The sequence below is a fragment of the Gimesia alba genome, assembly GCF_007744675.1.
In the GTDB taxonomy this organism is placed as follows: domain Bacteria; phylum Planctomycetota; class Planctomycetia; order Planctomycetales; family Planctomycetaceae; genus Gimesia; species Gimesia alba.
In genome coordinates, this window is sequence record NZ_CP036269.1 from 2,569,918 (window position 1) to 2,586,641 (window position 16,724).

Genomic DNA, 16,724 nt, shown 5'->3' on the forward strand with positions numbered 1-16,724 from the left:
TAGTTGACTACTGCACTGGCGTACGCTACTTTGGGGCCTTGCAAAGCACTCAGTAGAAGACCTCGACATGGGATGATCCAATGCTATTTTTTCATAAACACGCGCGTGTTTTCTTTGGGCGAGACCCGATTCAGAGTTTTGTCATACTATCGAGAGATCGCTGTCTGCGAATGCTTCTGCTTCTGTTTCTCGTTTCATTCGGGGGCACTGATCGAGCAACACAGGCAAGTCAAAAACAGCCCGCTCCGGCACAACGGAAGCTTGTCTACCTGGATTTTCAGAAGTTCGATAGCCAGTACAACACCCGGGCACCCAGCCTGCTGACGAGAGAGTTGTTTCGACAGGCGTTTCTAGTGGCAGCCCGCGATGAATTGGGTTACCGGACGCGCGATGTCTCTCTGGGAGATCAAATCCCTGGGAAGGATACCAAAGGGGATCTGGTTTTTAATGTGCATCTTGTGATGGATCGCAGGCGCAAAATTGAAGTGCGGATCTTCAAACAGGAAGGCGACACCGAGACGCTGATTGAGAAACGCAAGCTGAAGATGACGAATCTGACTCCGGTCTCGGAAGTTGTTGCCTTCACAGAAGAATTATCACGTACCTGGTTTAAGGACCTCCTGCAAAAAGCGGGCTATGCACCACAGGAACTACAAGCACCTTCGACAGAACTGTCTCGATTGCATGCGCTTTTCATTAAGCCGAACGAGTTGAATTACCGCGATCAGTTCAGCCGGTTGAATGAGCTACATCAGTCGATTGCCGAAGAGGGAGAGAACCCGGAACGACTGGCGCTGCTGGCCCAGAGCTACGCACTGTATGGAACATTAACGGAGCAGTACTGGTGTCTGATTCCGCTGGCAACAAAGGCGCGTGCCTTGCTCTATGCAGAACGTCTTCACCAGAAATGCCCGCAAACCGTATTTGCACTTTCCTATCGGGCATTGGTGCGCACTCTCGTCGGTCTGGAGCAGAACGCGCTGGATGACATTCAGAAACTATCAGACCCGGAAGTAGAACAGACTCCCAGGCCAATCTGGCTGCCCATAATCGAAGCATATTGCCTGCATGATGCGGATCGACTTTCAGGAAACAAATTCGCATCGCAGAATGAACTGCTGTGGCGATATCTGAATCTGCTGCAAGCGACCTATTACGGAACAACAACCGAACAGAATGCGGTCGTCGATGCCTTTATGAAGCTAGTTCCCGATTCGGCTCGTGCCTTTTACACCAGGCCGAAAACAATTGGTTATCGCCAGAGTGAAAAGATGATCGAGACGGAAAATATTCGTTTTATCAATTCCGCATTTTCATATTTCGAGGAGCAGAACGCGCTTCGCATGTTACCGGAACGAACCGGGAGCCAATTAAAAAATCTGATCGAGAGCCGTAATAAAATCGTGTCAGACCTGTTGACCCAGGCGGTGAAGCCGGACCAGGAAACAGAGCCTTCGCTGGCTCTGTTCGCCAACAGCATGAAAGAACTGACGTTTCTGCAAGCGACGGATCTCATGATCCGCCTGCGTCAAATGCAAGGGGTGAAAGCCGATGTCCCTCTGCAGATATTTTTAACTTCGGTGCCGAACCATCCGTTCAAAAAGTACCTGGAAAGCTTTGCCTGGGAAAACGGTGTCGCAACCGAGGCGTTCCAGGAATTACGCTTTGTACCAGACGAATATGTCGTGCCCGCCGCGTATCCGATTTTCCTCCGCGACCGGAAACTGAATCTGATCGACAAGCCGCTTGAGTCGATCTGGAGGGAATATGTCAAAAATGCCAGCCATGTGATTTCGGAACTGGCTTACTCCATTGATTACGCGTTGCCAGAAGTACAAAAAGGGGCGTGGGTTCCTTATTTGCGCCCGGTCAGTCCTCATTCGCCTTATACAGCCATGCGGGAGATCGGTTTCAAGTTTGAACAGAATCAGGACCGGATTCCGCATCTGCTGAAAAAATATGAAGACTCTTATTTGTTACTTCATGCGATCGCAAGCCAGTACCTGGTTCGTTTTGATTATCCCCACGCAGAATGGGTTTTTAAGAGAATGTATCGTAGTGATCCCTCATATGAAACCATCTATCCTTTAATTCAACTGGCCCAATTGCAGAATAAAAGCAAGCAGGAATTGAGGCTGCGCCAGGAAGCCCTGGGAATACCGAATACGTTGATGCGGCGGTGTCGACAGGAACATGATCTGGCGGAATATTATCTTCGTCAGGGAGACTATGAGGCTGCTTTGCCTCATGCGGAGCGGGCAACAAAAAGTAATTCTGGTTGGGCAATGCGGATGCAGGCGCTCTGCCATGAGTTGCTGGGGGATCTGGATACTGCATTAGAAATCCGTCAACGGGAGTCAAAACGTTATCAGCAGTGGTACATTTTTCATGCCTGGTGCCGTTCGCGTGGGCTGGAACCTCCCGAGCAGAATCGAACAGCGCTCAAGCCGGCGCTGGAATATTATGCGAAGGTTCCACTACCGAGCAATCGCCATTTGATCTCGGATCAATTGGTTTATGAGCAGTTGTCAGCAGTGGCTGTTGTCCTGTATCTGGAAAATCAATTGAAGACTGCGCTGGAAGTCATGCAGTACGCCAGCGAAGAATATGATTATGTGGGAGAAACGTTTCCCGCGGTCCTGGCGGCGCTGATTGCGGATGAACTGGGGTTGAATCAGGAGCGAGATAAAAGTCTGAGCAGGGCGATTGAAATTGAGTATAAGTCCCGCGGCAAAGAATATTATCTGCCTCAACTCAATCAGATCTTGTTGATCAAGCAGATTCTCACCGAGGATAACACACCGGAACTGTCTCCCACGTTGATTGACTGGTATCTGCAGGAACTTCCTGATCAAAGGGTGCGGAGTAACTATCTCTACCTGATCGGCAAAGCTTTATTGCAGAAAAAACAGACTGAACTGGGAAGCCGTTATTTGAAGCTGGCCGCTGCCTCTCCGTTGCAGACTCTGAGTACGTCCCGCATGGCCGCCTATACGCTGCTTAAATTAAAGATCGAAAAAGACCCGTATCATGAAAACATGTTCGATGCGGACACCGATCAGATGTTACGACTGGTCGATGGTGCCTACGCTTACCAGTATTATAAAAAACGTGAACTGGAACTGGTGAATTTGAATCGTGCTGTGCAGCTCTTTCCGGAGGCAAGCCTGCCTTATTTGCGACGAGCCGAGTATTACGCTGCTCAGAAAAAACGCGATCAGGCTGATCAGGATTTTGCGAAAGCGATGGAATTGACGCCGCAAGTACCAGAACTGTGGATGAGTCGCGGCAAGTTCTATCAATCGACGGGCCAAGATCAGGCGGCGGTCGAAGATTATCGACAGGTGTTAGAACGAGATCCAGAATCGTTTTTAGCGCATCAGAAATTAGCCTTGCTGTTGGCCGCCAGCCCCGATGATCAGGTTCGAGACGGAAAGCAGGCTCTGCAGCATGCACAACAGGCGGCTAAGTTACTTCCTCAGCAGAAATCCACTAATCTGGCTCTGATTGCAATTGCTTATGCGGAACTCAAACAGTTTGATAAGGCGAAGCAATACAATCGGGATGCCATCAAAAGCCAAAAGCATTTTCGAATCAAACGTCTATTAGAAAAACGGGAAAAACTCTTTGTGACGAGAAAGCCCTATCGTTTGAAGAAACGCTCTTAAGAAGCCTGCGCAGGTCTTGAGACATCAGATCTTCTATAGCCAGTTGAAATTTTCGCAACCTGATCCGCTCCTTCGGATTCTTCCTGTTTCATAGTCAGCTGTCATTTTTGAGGAACTGACAGGACTTGAGATACGTCATGAAAACGGATGAAAGTAGTTGACAGCCTGTGACTCGGGATTTTAAGATACACTGTGCTCTTGTTTATACGACAGAACCATTGTTTAGATCGTAATCACCTTTCCAATCACTGTTGAGGGGCACACTGTTTCTCTTCATGCAATAGAACCGTAGTTCCGCTTGCAGCGTAAGCATTTCAATAAAAAATAGCCTGAAACGAAGGATGACGATGAATTCTTCCATGACTGATCACAACGACGTCTCTGATGAAGTTCTCGAAAAGACCCGCTTTATTCAGGATGTGCGTGATCAGGTCGCGACTGTGGTGGTTGGCCAGGATGAGGTCGTCGAACGCTTACTGATTTCCCTGTTCACAGGCGGCCACATTCTATTGCAGGGGGTGCCCGGGCTGGCCAAGACGCTGCTGGTTTCGGTGTTGTCGAAATCGATTGAGCTCGATTTTTCCCGGATTCAGTTTACGATCGATCTGCTGCCATCGGATATTCTGGGATCACAAATCCTGGATCAGAAGTCGAATGAATTCGTCACCCGCACCGGGCCGATCTTTACCAACCTGTTACTGGCGGATGAAATCAACCGCGCTGCACCGAAAGTGCAGGGGGCACTCCTTGAAGCAATGCAGGAGCGAAAAGTGACGATTGGGAACGAGACGCTGTCCCTGCCCGCACCGTTCTTGGTGATCGCGACCCAGAATCCGGTAGAACAGGCCGGTACCTTCGAACTGCCGGAAGCACAGCTCGACCGGTTCATGCTCTGTCATCGCTTGAATTATCCGGAGCCTTCCGAAGAACGTGAGGTCTTGAAACGCAACATGGCACTCGGCATTCGTAAAGAAGACCGGGGGGCGGTTGTGAATACGGAATTTGATGTGATGCAACACAAACCGGTTGGCTCGTCGGAAGATCTGGTGAGTTGTATGCAGGCAGTGAATGACATTCATGTCAGCGATACGTTTCTGGAGCATGTGATTGAGGTCATTAACCGGACAAGAAATCATCCGAATATTGAACTGGGTTGCAGTCCTCGTGGCGGGATTGCCTTGATCAAAGCCTCACGGGCGCGGGCGTTGATCAATGGTCGGAATTATGTCATACCCGAAGATCTATTTGTGCTGGCGGAAGACGTCATTCTGCATCGCATCCGGTTGAATTACGAAGCATTGGCCGACGGTCTGACCGGCCAGGCGGTCCTGCAGGATATGCTGCGTGATCTGGGCGCTACGCCCTCCTCGATCTCCCGGGAGGCTTAGCCGGTGTTTTTTTAGTCGTTTACCAATTTCTCTCCGAGTTGAAACAGGTTATTCATGGAAGGCTTGCTGGAACAGATTGATCCGCTGAATGCGCGGCAGTTTTATATTGCGGTGAAGCGTCTGGCCGACAGCTTGAGCTATGGAACCGACCGGTCTCCTTTTCTCGGCTCGGGGCTCGAATTCTTTCAGTCGCGGCCTTACCAGGAAGGAGATCCGATCAAAAGCATCGACTGGCGGGTGACCGCCCGCACCGGGAAGCTTTATATCAAAGAGTACGAAACTCCCAAGCGGCTCCCCTGTTATCTGCTGATCGATACGTCCGCCTCGATGATGATCAGTTCCACTGCGAAAAGTAAATACGCGCTGGCTCTGCATATTGCGGGAGGACTTGCATTCGCGTGCCTGGAGCGAGTCAGTCCGGTCGGCGTCTTGGGAGTCGGCGAAACCGATTTTCGCATTCACCCCAGCCTGTCGAAAGATCAGGTCATGCAGTGGCTGGTGCGTTTAAGACGCTTTCGCTACGACGAACAGACGACGTTGGGACAGAGAGTTGCTGAATTCAGTCCGAGCCTGAAAAACCGGGCGCTGATCATTGTTCTCTCTGATCTACATGACCCGCGCGCCGTGCCGGCTCTCAAACAACTTTCGCAAGTTCATGACACAGTGGTCATTCAGTTTCGCGATCCCGCAGAAGTCCATTTGAAAGGCGCGGGGCTGATGCGGGCTCAGGAAGCAGAAACAGGCGCTGATTTTGTCACCCACGGGCGACAGAACTGGCTCGATCAGGAACAGATCGATTTTCAGTTGAAACGGAGCGGCATTGACCATCTGCTGATCGAGACGGATGAGCCGTTTGTGCCTCAGTTGCGTCAGTTCTTTTCGGCACGCGATATTCTCTCACGAGGGAGCCGTTAATGCCCGGGAAACAGAAACGAAATCGCCTGTTGGATCTGATGCGTATTTTCGCTGGGCTCGCGTTCTGCCTTGTCTACGCGCAAGCTGGATTCGCGGGGAGTCAATCGACGGCCTCGGTCGGAATGTCCGCACGCATCGAAGAAGTCATTCTGCCGGGTTCAGAGCTGCAGGTGAAAAAGATCGTAGACGGCGATCCGATTATTTTACGAATCATCAGCACGCATCCCCACGGGCCGGACATGTTCCGGTATGAACTGGAATATTATGGTTTGCAGCCGGGTGAATATAATCTCGCCGATTTTCTGGAACGCAAAGATGGGACACCTCTCGGTGAAGTCTCCGCTGTTCCCGTGCAGGTGGAATCGATTCTGGCTGCGGACCGGGTCGAGCCGAACAGTCCTGATGCGGTTTCCATTCCCCGGATTGGCGGATATCGATTCTGGATGACGCTGATTTTCATCATGTGGGGAGTGGGAGTGTTCTTGATTGTGTTCGCCAGACGGAAGACTGCTGCAGAGGGAGAGGAACACCAGCAGCCTCCCCCCACCTTATCGGAGCGACTCCAGCCGATGGTGGAGAAGGCGATTTCGGGAGAATTGAGCAATTCGCAAATGGCGGAACTGGAGATGATGCTGGTCGCCTTCTGGCGTAAGCGGTTGCAGCTGGAACAGACAGACGTTGCCGAGGTCACACAAATATTGAAACAACACAAAGAAGCCGGCCCGTTGCTTCAGCAGTTGGAAATTCTGCTGCATCAGCCGGATGCAAATCAGGAAGTGAATGTCGCTCAGATGCTGGAGCCCTATCAACATCTACCGGCGGAAGCTTTAGATGAGGAATTGGCGGCACTGGCATCCTGAATGGGAAGCCGATGGAATTAACAGTTGCTATTGAAAAGGAGACCGGGGGATTGCCCCGTTATGATTAAAATGGAACATGGTTTTCTTATGTCAGGTCATCAGACGCGATGAGTTTCACTCACCCCTGGATACTTCTGTTTTTAATCTTTCCGATCTTGCTGCTGACCTGGGTCTGGCGGCGGGAAGGGGGGCGTGTCGTGATGCCGTTTGACCATGGTACTCAATCGCGCGGACGAGGCTGGGGTACGGCTGTTAATTTTGCACAGTCAATACCGGCACTGTTGCTGGCGGTAGTGGTGCTGATTCTGGCAGGACCTCAGCAGTTGAGTGCACCGAAATCCAGACGCGTGCTCACGAATATCGAACTTTGTGTCGATGTCTCCGGCAGTATGACGTCTTCATTTGGAGAAGGCACACGCTACGATGCATCGATGGCCGCGATCAATAAATTTCTTGATTATCGTGAAGGTGATGCCTTCGGACTGACATTTTTCGGCAACGAAGTACTGCATTGGGTGCCTCTGACCACCGATGTTTCCGCCATCAAATGCGCGCCTCCATTTATGGACCCAACCAGTCCCGGGCATCCATACTGGCTGGGAGGCACGTCGATCGGGAAAGCCTTGCGCGCGTGTCGGGAGGTTCTGATCTCACGTGAAGAAGGAGACCGGATGATTGTACTCGTTTCTGATGGCTACAGTTTCGATTTGAGTAACGGACAGGATCTGGAAATTGCCGCGAAGTTGAAAGAAGACGGGATCGTGGTTTATGCGATTCATATCGCCTCCAGCGAGGTTCCCGGCTCTGTTGTCAATATCACCGGTTTGACAGGGGGCGAAGTCTTTGAGCCGGAAAATCCAACGGCACTCGAAACTGTATTCCAACATATCGACAAAATGCAGGAAACGCGGATGGAACGGACGGCGGCAGAATCGATGGATGATTTTTATCCCTATAGTCTGGCTGGTTTGATTCTGCTGGGCAGCAGCACACTTTCTTTATTCGGATTGAGGTACACCCCTTGGTAGCGGAACTGGCGGCACTTGTTGTGTTGGTGATTGCCATTGGAGCAGAACAGCTCCATTCCCGGCGCGTCAGGCGGATTGCGCCGCTGGTGTTCGGTCCTGATGCGCAGCCCGCTCACTGGGCCCGGTTTGCTCCCGCGCTTCGCGTGCTGACGCTGACAGCGCTCTCTTGGGGACTGGTGACCTTAATGCTGTTGCCCCCGAAAATTCATGTGGCGGAAACGATCGAGGATGATGAAATGAAGCATCTGCTGATTGTGCTTGATGTCTCTCCCAGTATGCGGCTCGAAGATGCCGGCACGGAGAAAGATCAATCTCGCATGAAGCGGGCGGCGGTGATCATGAATTCATTTTTCCAGCGAGCCAATATGAATCGCTATCGTACCAGTGTGGTCGCCGTCTATAACGCAGCCAAACGGGTTGTCGAAGAAACAAAAGATCTGGAAGTGATTCGGAACATTTTTAATGACCTGCCAATGCATCATGCGTTTGTATCCGGCGAGACCGACCTGTTTTCCGGCTTGAAAGAAGCCCGCGAATTATCAAAACCATGGAATCCCCGCAGTACCACGCTCTTATTGATCAGCGATGGAGATACGGTTCCCGGCGTGGGCATGCCGAAAATGCCCGTCTCGATCGCGAATACCGTTGTGATTGGTGTCGGCGATTCACTCAAGGGATCGTTCATTAACGGCCATCATTCACGGCAGGATGTCTCGACATTGCGGCAGATGGCAATCCGCTTAAACGGAACCTATCACAACGGAAATGAAAAACATCTCAGTACCGATCTGATTGACCAACTGGCAGTCGGCGGTGAAGAGAATCCGTTCGAAAAACTGACCCGTCGCGAATATGCTCTGGCGATCTGCGGCTTGTCTGCTTTGATTTATGCACTCTTGCCCTGGTTGCTCCATCATTGGGGAACCGGCTGGAAACCTGGTGTCTTAACGAGTCGAAACAACAGGGAGAAGTCCCGTCGAATGTCGGACCGCTCCCAAAATTCAAAACAATTACACCCGTCGGCCTCATGACCGTCGGGAAAACGGAAACAGGAAACGTAATTTAACTGTCGCGCAATTGGATCTGATTGCAGGAAGGAAAGTCCAATGAGAATCATGCTGCTACTCTGCTGGGGATTGGTTCCTTGTTTTTTAGGAGCTTATCATTATGGACCAGGTCAGGCACAGCTAAAGCTTGATGACGTGGATCAGAGGATCAAGGCTGCACAAGCAGCAGGCAAGCAGGGAGACTGGGACCAGGCGGTTCAGCTCTATAACGATGCGCTGCCTCTGGTTCCCGCCGATCGAGTGAAAGAAGCACAGAAATTACGGCTGGAACGGAATAAGGCCATGATGTTGAACGGGCAGCTTCCCGATGCCTACCTCGACCTGCAGGCCCTGTTAGACGAACTTCAAGCAGAACCCCAGCCCGATGCAGAACTGCTCAAAGAGACGCGTTCCGCAATGGCCAATGCGGAATATTATGTGACCTGGACCTTACGGCTCGAGGGAGTCGGCAAAGAAGGTTGGGAACCGATTATCGAATCAGCGCGTCAAAATTATCGTATGCTGGCAGAGAACGCGGCTGAGTCAGGAAAGTCAGACGAATTAAAAGAGCAGCAGGAAAATCTGGAAGCCGTCATTCGACTGGCCAATCTGGATCTGACTGACTTGCAGGGAATGCCGATTCCCAGGCAATGTAAATGCAAGGGCTGTTGCAACGGTGTCTGTAACGGCAATAAAAAGAGCAAGAAAAAAGGAGGCGGGAAGAAAAAGCCCAAAGATCATCGGGGCGCAAGCTCTGGTCCGCCGCCTGACAAGCGAGGTTCATAAGAGCCACAGTCGATTTTGGTTGATTTTACTCCCGAAGAGAATGCTTCTATTTATTTGATTCTGTACTAAAAAGGTGACTAGCGATGCAGCGACTTCATTTCGCTCTTTCGATCACATCCGCTCTATTCCTGGTTGTCGGGAATTCCAATCTCTGTTCCGCCCAGGGGCGAGCCGTCACTTCCTCAGGGCAGGTGATCAGTGTGCCGTCACCAGCGTATGCGGCACCCTCTAGTGCGGTGCCGGCCCAGGCAGCAGTCAGGGGCACGTCAACTTCCAGTGCGTCATCCAGCTCGGCACAAGCTTCGTCTGCTGATGCGCAGGAAACAGCGCATCAGCAGAAGCGACTGGCGGCGATTAAAAAGTTAAAGTTTGATCGACGCTCATCGGCCATCATCAAAGTCTGGGCCACTCCCACGGAGAAGAAAGCCGAAACGAATTCAGAGAAGTCCACGAGCTCGGATCAACCTCTCGTTGCAGAGCGCCCTCTGACTCCGGAACAGCAGAAAGCAGCTGATAAAAAGGCACTGCAGCAGAAGCTGGATGCCGAGTTGAAAGCGTTTGAAGAACAACTGAAAACTCTACAGCAGGACGTCACACTCGGAAAGTGGAGTCAAGTCAAAGTGTTCTTCAAGTCACTCCCGAAAGAAGAGTCGAAGGCACTCTATCTGCAACTGCTGACGTCACTACAGAATCCGGTACGGCCCTCCGGTTCGCGTTATCCACAGTTGGCGGAAAAGAATGTCATCACCGTTGACGATTTTTTTGAACTGGCGGCACTATTACAGGTAGTGGCGTCTGAGAACGTTGACACGGATAAGCAGGATGCGTCAAAAAAGCCGGAAGGCTCTGACAGCTCCGCGCCGTTGAAACAGAAAGATCCTTTATTCACTCAGTTGGCTGGCGTGTTTCGCATCTCGATGCAAAGCGGGTTTTCCATTCAGGAGTATCTGAACCGCTTTCGGGAAATGCATCAAACGACGCCTGAAAAAAAGTCGAAAGCAGCTTCCGAGAAAACTTTGCTGACGAAGCGTCAGATCGCCCGACTCCTGGCCGATTCCGGGCAGGCCCAGTATCTGGCGGAGTTTCTGCCTGGTCTCGATGAGGCTATCAAACAGGATGATCGTGAAGCACTCAATTTATTGTCGCGGTATTATCTTGCACTTCCCCAGCATGAGAAGCGGAACGAACATCTGGAAAACGCATGGACGGCTCTGCAGGCAGTCCTTGCAGTTGGTGAGATCAGTCCGTCTGAAAAGGAAGAAGCGTTGAAGCGTGCGGTGGAATTGACGCCACGGATTAAAGAGGAATTAGGACAAGCCTGGCTGAATGAAAGTTTCAGTAAGCGTCCCGAACGCGGCAAAGAAATTCTTTCGACCATTGGTTCCGCCGTCGCCACCGGACTGCAGACGCAGACCAGTAACACTCAGTTTCGGTTGAAGGGTCTGGAGCTTCAGAAAACCGCCGTTGATGCCCTGCTGGCTGCAGCTCCCGAACAGGCTAGTGAGTGGCAGCCGACTTTACAGATGATGGCAGTCAACTGGTTACGGGAAGCGCAAACCTCTCAGACCTATGATTACTCCACCAGTCGGGGACGGATGATGCAACGGGATTATTACGGAAACTACTATTATTCCAGTAGTATATCGATGCAACCTCAAATGTCGCGGTCGAATCGAATCCGGGCGATTGAGACGGGGAAAATTCTCGAACTGATTCCAAACGAGAAATGGATGGCACTCATTGAGCCATCACTGCATCTGCAATTCATGACCACTATCTCCCAACTGTACCTGAAAGTCGAAGAAGAAGACGAAGCGTTCCCCTATATTGAAAAGCTGGCGCCCCTTGATCCGCGTGCGGCGAAGTCTCAGGTCGAGCAGTTTTTACGCGTCTGGACGAAAAACCATAATCCTAATTCCGAACGACAGCGGACCAGCATCTATATGTTTTCGTGGGGGTTTAATCAGCGTGCGCAGGGAATTCCGCTGACACGTTCGAAACAGGTGCGTAATCTGGAAGAACTCGCAAAGTGGTTGCAACGCATCAATGAACTGCCCATCGAACCGATTGATGAGAAACTCATCACGCAGGCGTTCACACAGGTGCATAGTTCCGCAGAAGTGTATCAGCTGGACGCGATTGAAAAAATCTACGGAACCGTGGATGGACTGAGTCCCGATACGCTGGCGTCTCTGATTCAAACGATGAGAACAAACCTGGGGAAAGTCTGGCGTTTACCCGCGACCCAGAAGGCGGCGAAAACGAATCGCAAACAGAAAGACATTGAACGTGAAGTCTTGCAAGGGTATGCCACCGCTCAACAGGTTCTGGGGAAAGCGATTCAGAAATATCCGAAGTCCTGGTCCGTTCAGCTTGCCAAAGCGGCTCTGGATCATGATGCAAATGAATTTCAGCAGGAGTTGAACCGTACCACAGAATTTTCCGAGCGACGACAGATTTCACTGGACGGATTTCAGAAGGCAGCGAAGCTTTATGCCGCCGAGGTGACGACACTCGAGGAGGAAAAACAGGAATCGACGGTTTATGAAACCTGGTTCTACGCCAGCCTGGGCGCACCTGACTTGGGCAAGATTTCGAATACCTCCGTATCAGATCCGACGCAGTTTCCTTTAATCCGCGAGGCGATTGAAGGACTGCCTGGAGAAATTGCGAAACGGCACATGGATCAGTTTGCAAATTCTCTGTTTGTGCGGCTTAGTGCGCTGAACCCCGGTGTCAAATTCCGTTATCTCAAAGCCGGTTTTGAGATTGTGGGAGACCATGAACAGGCGCGGGAAGCCAAGAAGGTCTACGATTATTACAAGGACCTCGTGACCGAAATCAAGCTGGAAGCCGAGATTGATGGTTCCGATGTAGTAGGGCACGGCGAACCGTTTGGTCTATTTGTCAATCTGCGTCATACCAAAGAGATTGAGCGCGAGTCGGGTGGATTTGCCAAGTATCTGCAAAACCAGAATCAAGGAGGCTATTATTACTATAATTATGGTCGTCCTTTGGAAAACTACCGCGATAAATTTGAGGAAGCAGCCAAACTGGCATTGGAAGAACATTTCGAAATTCGCTCGATTACGTTTCAGAGCGAAGACGTGCATTCCCGGGCAACGGAAAAGTATGGCTGGCGCGTGACGCCTTATGCCTACCTCTTATTGAAGCCGAAAGGACCAGAAGTCGATAAGATTCCGAGCCTGACCCTCGATATGGATTTCATGGATACGTCGGGCTATGCCGTGATTCCGGTCAGTTCACCGCCGCTACCCATTGATGCCGCGCCGGAGCAGGGGGATCTGCGACCTTTTAAGAAACTGCAAATCACACAGACCCTTGATGAACGCGAAGCCAAAGAGGGAAAACTCAAACTGGAAGTCCGTGCGACCGGGGTCGGGTTGATTCCCGATCTGGATCAGATTGTGGATTTAAAACCAAAAGAATTTGAGATCACTTCGATTGAAAATGAAGGGGTTTCCGTTTCACAGTTTGATAAAACAGGCCCAGAAAACGCGGTCAATTCAGAACGCATCTGGATGGTTTCGATGGAAGCCCGGCCGGACCTGACGAAGCACCCGGAATCATTCTCGTTTGGGTTACCGAAACTGAAGGAACACGAAGTCACCTACCAGCGTTTCGACGATGCGGATCTGGTGTCTGTTGAACCGGAAATCATGTTGCAACAGGAATACGGCACTCCGGAACGATCCTGGATTCTGCCGATCACGGGCGTGGTCGCCGTTCTGTTGTTGATTCTGATTATTTTCAAATTGAGTACTCGAAAACCGCAAACCGTGACGGCGGCCCGTTACCAGGTTCCGGAACACATTACGCCGTTTACCGTCCTGGGGCTTCTGAAAGACATTGAACGCAATAATGGTTTAAGTCCTGCAGGGAAACAGGAACTGGGAGTCTCGATTTCCCGGCTGGAACATTATTACTTCGAAGCTCCGAAAGGTGAAGAACCCGATTTGAACGAGGTCGTCCATCGCTGGGTCAACCAGGCAGACTGATACCTCGTTTAGCGGTTGTTAGAACTGATGAGTGCTTCTTTTGCCGCTCGTGACATCGCTTTGATTTCCAACTCGCGTTTCAAAGCCGCGCTGCGGCTGGCTTGTGTTTCGTGATACTCAATGCTGACGGGAAGACGACTGCGGGTATAGCGGGCACCCGTTCCCGTGTTGTGCTGCTGACATCTGCGGGTCAAGTCTGTCGTGATGCCCGTGTATAAGGAACGATCAGCACACCGGAGGATATAGACAAACCAGACCGTGGGAGTCTCCGCCGAGCGGTCATTTTTTAGTTCGGCTTCTGCCAATCCCATAGCGTTCAAATCGATTGGCAAATGAAGCATCCTTTGAAATGCTTCATTGGGCGTGCAGTAACTATCCGATTTCTTTTCGACAATGGCGGATGTTAGGTAATCATTCAGTTCATAGCTGACTTCCAGCAGAGGAATTTGTTGTTCAATTAAAAGATCTTGTGCGTATTCAACCAGCAGATTCATCGAACTGGTGACAGAATGATTCAAGGCTTTGGCAAACTGAATGGATTCTCTTTCGGATGCAATGAATTTTTCGAATGTCTGTTGATGAGTATCAGCGGCTGTGAAGTCCCGGATACAGTTCAAGGCACATTCTGTGAACTGTCTTTGGTTAGTGATTCCTTTGCCGGTCATCAGGCAGGAATAAAGGGACTTTGTGTTGCTCAGCAAGATATATTGGCGGCGATCGGCAGTAAACAGGCGACAGGACCAGTCTGCAAAAGGATTCTGGTTTAAGGGTCGGAGAGTCAGTGTTCCCGTTTTAATTTTCTGGTTGAGTTTATGGGAAAGGCGAAAGATCATTTTGTCACTACCGATTTCATCTGATACTTTAGGCTGCAATTATGGTATCTTGCGATGAATTCCATTGAGAATCAATCCAAACATGAATTTCGATGTGAAAGCAGCTTTACTTTTTTACGTTTGATGCAAGGGCAACCCAATGGGGTTCTTTTCAAAATATTTTAATCGCTTTCAGCCCCAGGAGTATTCTGACCCTGAACTAGGCGTCATGATTTCAGATCGAGATGGGAATTGGAATGGAAAATTTACGCTTCAACCTTCTGGAAAAGCAGTTCCGTTTTCAATTCCCGGAGCTCCTGGCATCCCGCCCGGGGATCAGCTTGATTTCATGAGACAAGTGAGAGATCGTTTTGCTGAAGTAGAAATGCAACTTGGAAAAACGATGTTTCAGGGAATTGATCCTCGGAATGAAGGAGCCTCACCAGAAGAGGTGTTTTCACACATGAAGCTGACAGAGATCTTCTTTTCGAATTTGGGTGTGTCACCCTTTAAATGGGAAATCTGGTATGAAAATGACCTGGATCAAGCGGGGCATGCATTTTGTGTTGAGATGCGGGATTGGAAATACGATGGGTTCAGTATGAATGGTTAGCAGTTGAAACAGGCTCAATGAATCATTACTGGTTCGTTGGAAATGAGCCACCTGTTTTCAGGATTTTTTCAGTTGCTCTTTCGAGTTTTCGATTCCGTTCTTTGTACTCCAGTTCCGCTTCATCTTTGATGAGCAGTCCTGAAAGCGGGGTGTTCGAGATCAGTTGTTTTGACTTGCCGACAACAAATTTCCCGGCGTCGTAGGTATAGCCGCCCACGGTTCTGAAAACGCGGGACGTTGTTTTGGGAACACCGGTTTTACTGATCAGGCCAACGGTCGCTTTGGCTGTACCGGCTGTCGCATTTTTAAACGTGGTTCCGATCGGGAGATGATTCTTGTACGAAACTTTCGCTCCGCCATCATGGGGAAACGAAACGAGAATACGACTTTTTCCGTAACGATATTCAATCATGTCTTTTGAGTACAGCACTTCGGGAGCGCCGGGGAGCAATTGCACATCAGCATAGACTCGGCATTTCGTTTTCGGATGATTTGCCACCACGATCGAAGGGCCGCCTGGAATGTAAGGACCTTGAAACTTGCGGTCTCCCGTGTAGTAGTATCGGTGAACCAGGACAGTGGGAGGAATTTCAATTTTTGAATTGTCTCCATCAGATTCCACAAGCACCGCCGGGATGCCGTCGGAACTGACGCCGGGCAGGATGACATCGATTTCCTGGGTCGCCGGCACAGGCGCTTTCTTCTCTGCATGAGCCGTCGCATTGATTTGAAACAAGGCGATCCAGATGATTCCGGCATGAATCAAATTCGTTTTTCGAATACAGGTGAATTTCGTTTTTGGGAACATCCAATTTTCCTCAAACTTTTGTAGAACGTTTCGCATGTTGAATGATTTCTCGCAGTTTACTTCTCGTAGTAGAGTTCCATTTCAACTAGATTAATTCGGTCGTAAAATTCCTGAAGATTTCTTTCAAACTGAGTTGGTTTGGCCCAGTTGCTGGTAAACTGTCGGGGAGCGGGTTCTCCACTTTTTACCCAGAACAAGGGGAATTTATGTGCCGCCAGTAACGATTTTCGTTGCAGATTTTTCTCATCTCGTGCATAACAGCGAATTGCCACGTGAACGCGACTGCCTTTGAGGTATTGCTGAAAATTGGGTTGATTTCCGAGCGCTTGTTGAATCGCCGTAAGTGCCTCACCACGGCTGGGATTAAAATGTGCATTGACTGCCAAGTTCCATTCTCCGGTCTCCTGAAAGCGAAAATCGGTTTCAGTCAGCACGGCAGGGATCACCAAGGGGAGCTGGTCTGAGCGATGGAAATATCTCGTTTTCGTTTTGGTACGGATCTGATTTGTTTCAGTATCAAACTCTTCGACTGCAACCACGACCTGTTCCGTCAATTCCACTCGGCTGCGGGCAGAGGTGGTACGAGTGTCATAATCATAATTGTAGGGAATTCCACACGTTCGGGTTGGAACGCGCCTGGGAAACAATTCACTGAATGCGGTGCCTGTCACAATCACTGCCATGCACACAAAGCTGAGCCTCAACAGCGAGTTCTTATCAATTTTTTTAATGACCATTATAGACTCTTATGTTCAATTAGTCTGATGGATTATGAGTGAGA

12 protein-coding genes are annotated in these 16,724 nt (G+C 50.2%); 9 read left to right on the top strand and 3 right to left on the bottom strand.

Going from position 1 to position 16,724, the window contains the following annotated elements:
- Positions 1-170: 170 nt before the first annotated feature.
- The 8 genes from Pan241w_RS09590 to Pan241w_RS09625 all read left to right on the top strand — a co-directional run bounded on the left by Pan241w_RS09590 (position 171) and on the right by Pan241w_RS09625 (position 13,710).
- Positions 171-3,668 carry a tetratricopeptide repeat protein gene (locus Pan241w_RS09590; protein ID WP_198000436.1) on the top strand — a complete coding sequence of 1,166 codons (3,498 nt, stop codon included), beginning with the start codon at positions 171-173 and terminating at the stop codon, positions 3,666-3,668.
- 359 nt (positions 3,669-4,027) lie between these two features.
- Complete coding sequence (locus Pan241w_RS09595; protein WP_145214319.1) at positions 4,028-5,056, top strand: AAA family ATPase; 1,029 nt, start codon at positions 4,028-4,030, stop codon at positions 5,054-5,056.
- 54 nt (positions 5,057-5,110) lie between these two features.
- Positions 5,111-5,971: a DUF58 domain-containing protein gene (locus tag Pan241w_RS09600; RefSeq protein WP_145214322.1), complete on the top strand. Its 861-nt coding sequence runs from the start codon at positions 5,111-5,113 to the stop codon at positions 5,969-5,971.
- Positions 5,971-6,831 carry a hypothetical protein gene (locus Pan241w_RS09605; RefSeq protein ID WP_145214325.1) on the top strand — a complete coding sequence of 287 codons (861 nt, stop codon included), beginning with the start codon at positions 5,971-5,973 and terminating at the stop codon, positions 6,829-6,831. The genes Pan241w_RS09600 and Pan241w_RS09605 overlap by 1 nt, the downstream gene beginning before the upstream one ends.
- Positions 6,832-6,938: 107 nt before the next feature.
- Positions 6,939-7,859: a vWA domain-containing protein gene (locus tag Pan241w_RS09610; protein WP_145214328.1), complete on the top strand. Its 921-nt coding sequence runs from the start codon at positions 6,939-6,941 to the stop codon at positions 7,857-7,859.
- Entirely contained in the window at positions 7,853-8,890 is a 1,038-nt protein-coding gene (locus Pan241w_RS09615; protein ID WP_145214331.1) for a vWA domain-containing protein, read from the top strand. The genes Pan241w_RS09610 and Pan241w_RS09615 overlap by 7 nt, the downstream gene beginning before the upstream one ends.
- A 75-nt stretch (positions 8,891-8,965) precedes the next feature.
- Complete coding sequence (locus tag Pan241w_RS09620) at positions 8,966-9,691, top strand: hypothetical protein (protein WP_145214333.1); 726 nt, start codon at positions 8,966-8,968, stop codon at positions 9,689-9,691.
- An 83-nt stretch (positions 9,692-9,774) separates the two neighbouring features.
- On the top strand, positions 9,775-13,710 hold the full coding sequence (locus Pan241w_RS09625) for a hypothetical protein (RefSeq protein ID WP_145214336.1): 3,936 nt from the start codon (positions 9,775-9,777) through the stop codon (positions 13,708-13,710).
- Positions 13,711-13,718: 8 nt separating this feature from the next.
- Here Pan241w_RS09625 and Pan241w_RS29700 read toward each other — a convergent pair whose 3' ends face one another.
- Positions 13,719-14,582 carry a GIY-YIG nuclease family protein gene (locus tag Pan241w_RS29700; RefSeq protein ID WP_232107401.1) on the bottom strand — a complete coding sequence of 288 codons (864 nt, stop codon included), beginning with the start codon at positions 14,580-14,582 and terminating at the stop codon, positions 13,719-13,721.
- Between the two features lie 289 nt (positions 14,583-14,871).
- On the opposite strand from Pan241w_RS29700, the gene Pan241w_RS09635 reads away from it, so the two are divergent.
- A complete protein-coding gene (locus tag Pan241w_RS09635) occupies positions 14,872-15,135 on the top strand; it encodes a hypothetical protein (RefSeq protein WP_145214339.1) in 264 nt (87 codons plus the stop codon).
- A 25-nt stretch (positions 15,136-15,160) separates the two neighbouring features.
- On the opposite strand, the gene Pan241w_RS09640 is transcribed toward Pan241w_RS09635, so the two are convergent.
- Together Pan241w_RS09640 and Pan241w_RS09645 are read right to left on the bottom strand one after the other, a co-directional pair.
- The gene (locus tag Pan241w_RS09640) at positions 15,161-15,943 is read right to left on the bottom strand and encodes a hypothetical protein (RefSeq protein ID WP_145214342.1); all 783 of its coding nucleotides are present in this window, start codon (positions 15,941-15,943) and stop codon (positions 15,161-15,163) included.
- 56 nt (positions 15,944-15,999) lie between these two features.
- Positions 16,000-16,680, bottom strand: coding sequence for a hypothetical protein (locus Pan241w_RS09645; protein ID WP_145214345.1), 681 nt, complete (start codon positions 16,678-16,680; stop codon positions 16,000-16,002).
- Positions 16,681-16,724: the final 44 nt, after the last annotated feature.

Bases quoted from the DNA above. Each gene is read 5' to 3' on its own strand.
- Pan241w_RS09640 (WP_145214342.1), bottom strand. From the start codon at position 15,943: ATGTTCCCAAAAACGAAATTCACCTGTATTCGAAAAACGAATTTGATT.
- Pan241w_RS09635 (WP_145214339.1), top strand. From the start codon at position 14,872: ATGAGACAAGTGAGAGATCGTTTTGCTGAAGTAGAAATGCAACTTGGA.
- Pan241w_RS09645 (WP_145214345.1), bottom strand. From the start codon at position 16,680: ATGGTCATTAAAAAAATTGATAAGAACTCGCTGTTGAGGCTCAGCTTT.
- Pan241w_RS09620 (WP_145214333.1), top strand. From the start codon at position 8,966: ATGAGAATCATGCTGCTACTCTGCTGGGGATTGGTTCCTTGTTTTTTA.
- Pan241w_RS09610 (WP_145214328.1), top strand. From the start codon at position 6,939: ATGAGTTTCACTCACCCCTGGATACTTCTGTTTTTAATCTTTCCGATC.
- Pan241w_RS09605 (WP_145214325.1), top strand. From the start codon at position 5,971: ATGCCCGGGAAACAGAAACGAAATCGCCTGTTGGATCTGATGCGTATT.
- Pan241w_RS09625 (WP_145214336.1), top strand. From the start codon at position 9,775: ATGCAGCGACTTCATTTCGCTCTTTCGATCACATCCGCTCTATTCCTG.
- Pan241w_RS09600 (WP_145214322.1), top strand. From the start codon at position 5,111: ATGGAAGGCTTGCTGGAACAGATTGATCCGCTGAATGCGCGGCAGTTT.
- Pan241w_RS09590 (WP_198000436.1), top strand. From the start codon at position 171: ATGCTTCTGCTTCTGTTTCTCGTTTCATTCGGGGGCACTGATCGAGCA.
- Pan241w_RS09595 (WP_145214319.1), top strand. From the start codon at position 4,028: ATGACTGATCACAACGACGTCTCTGATGAAGTTCTCGAAAAGACCCGC.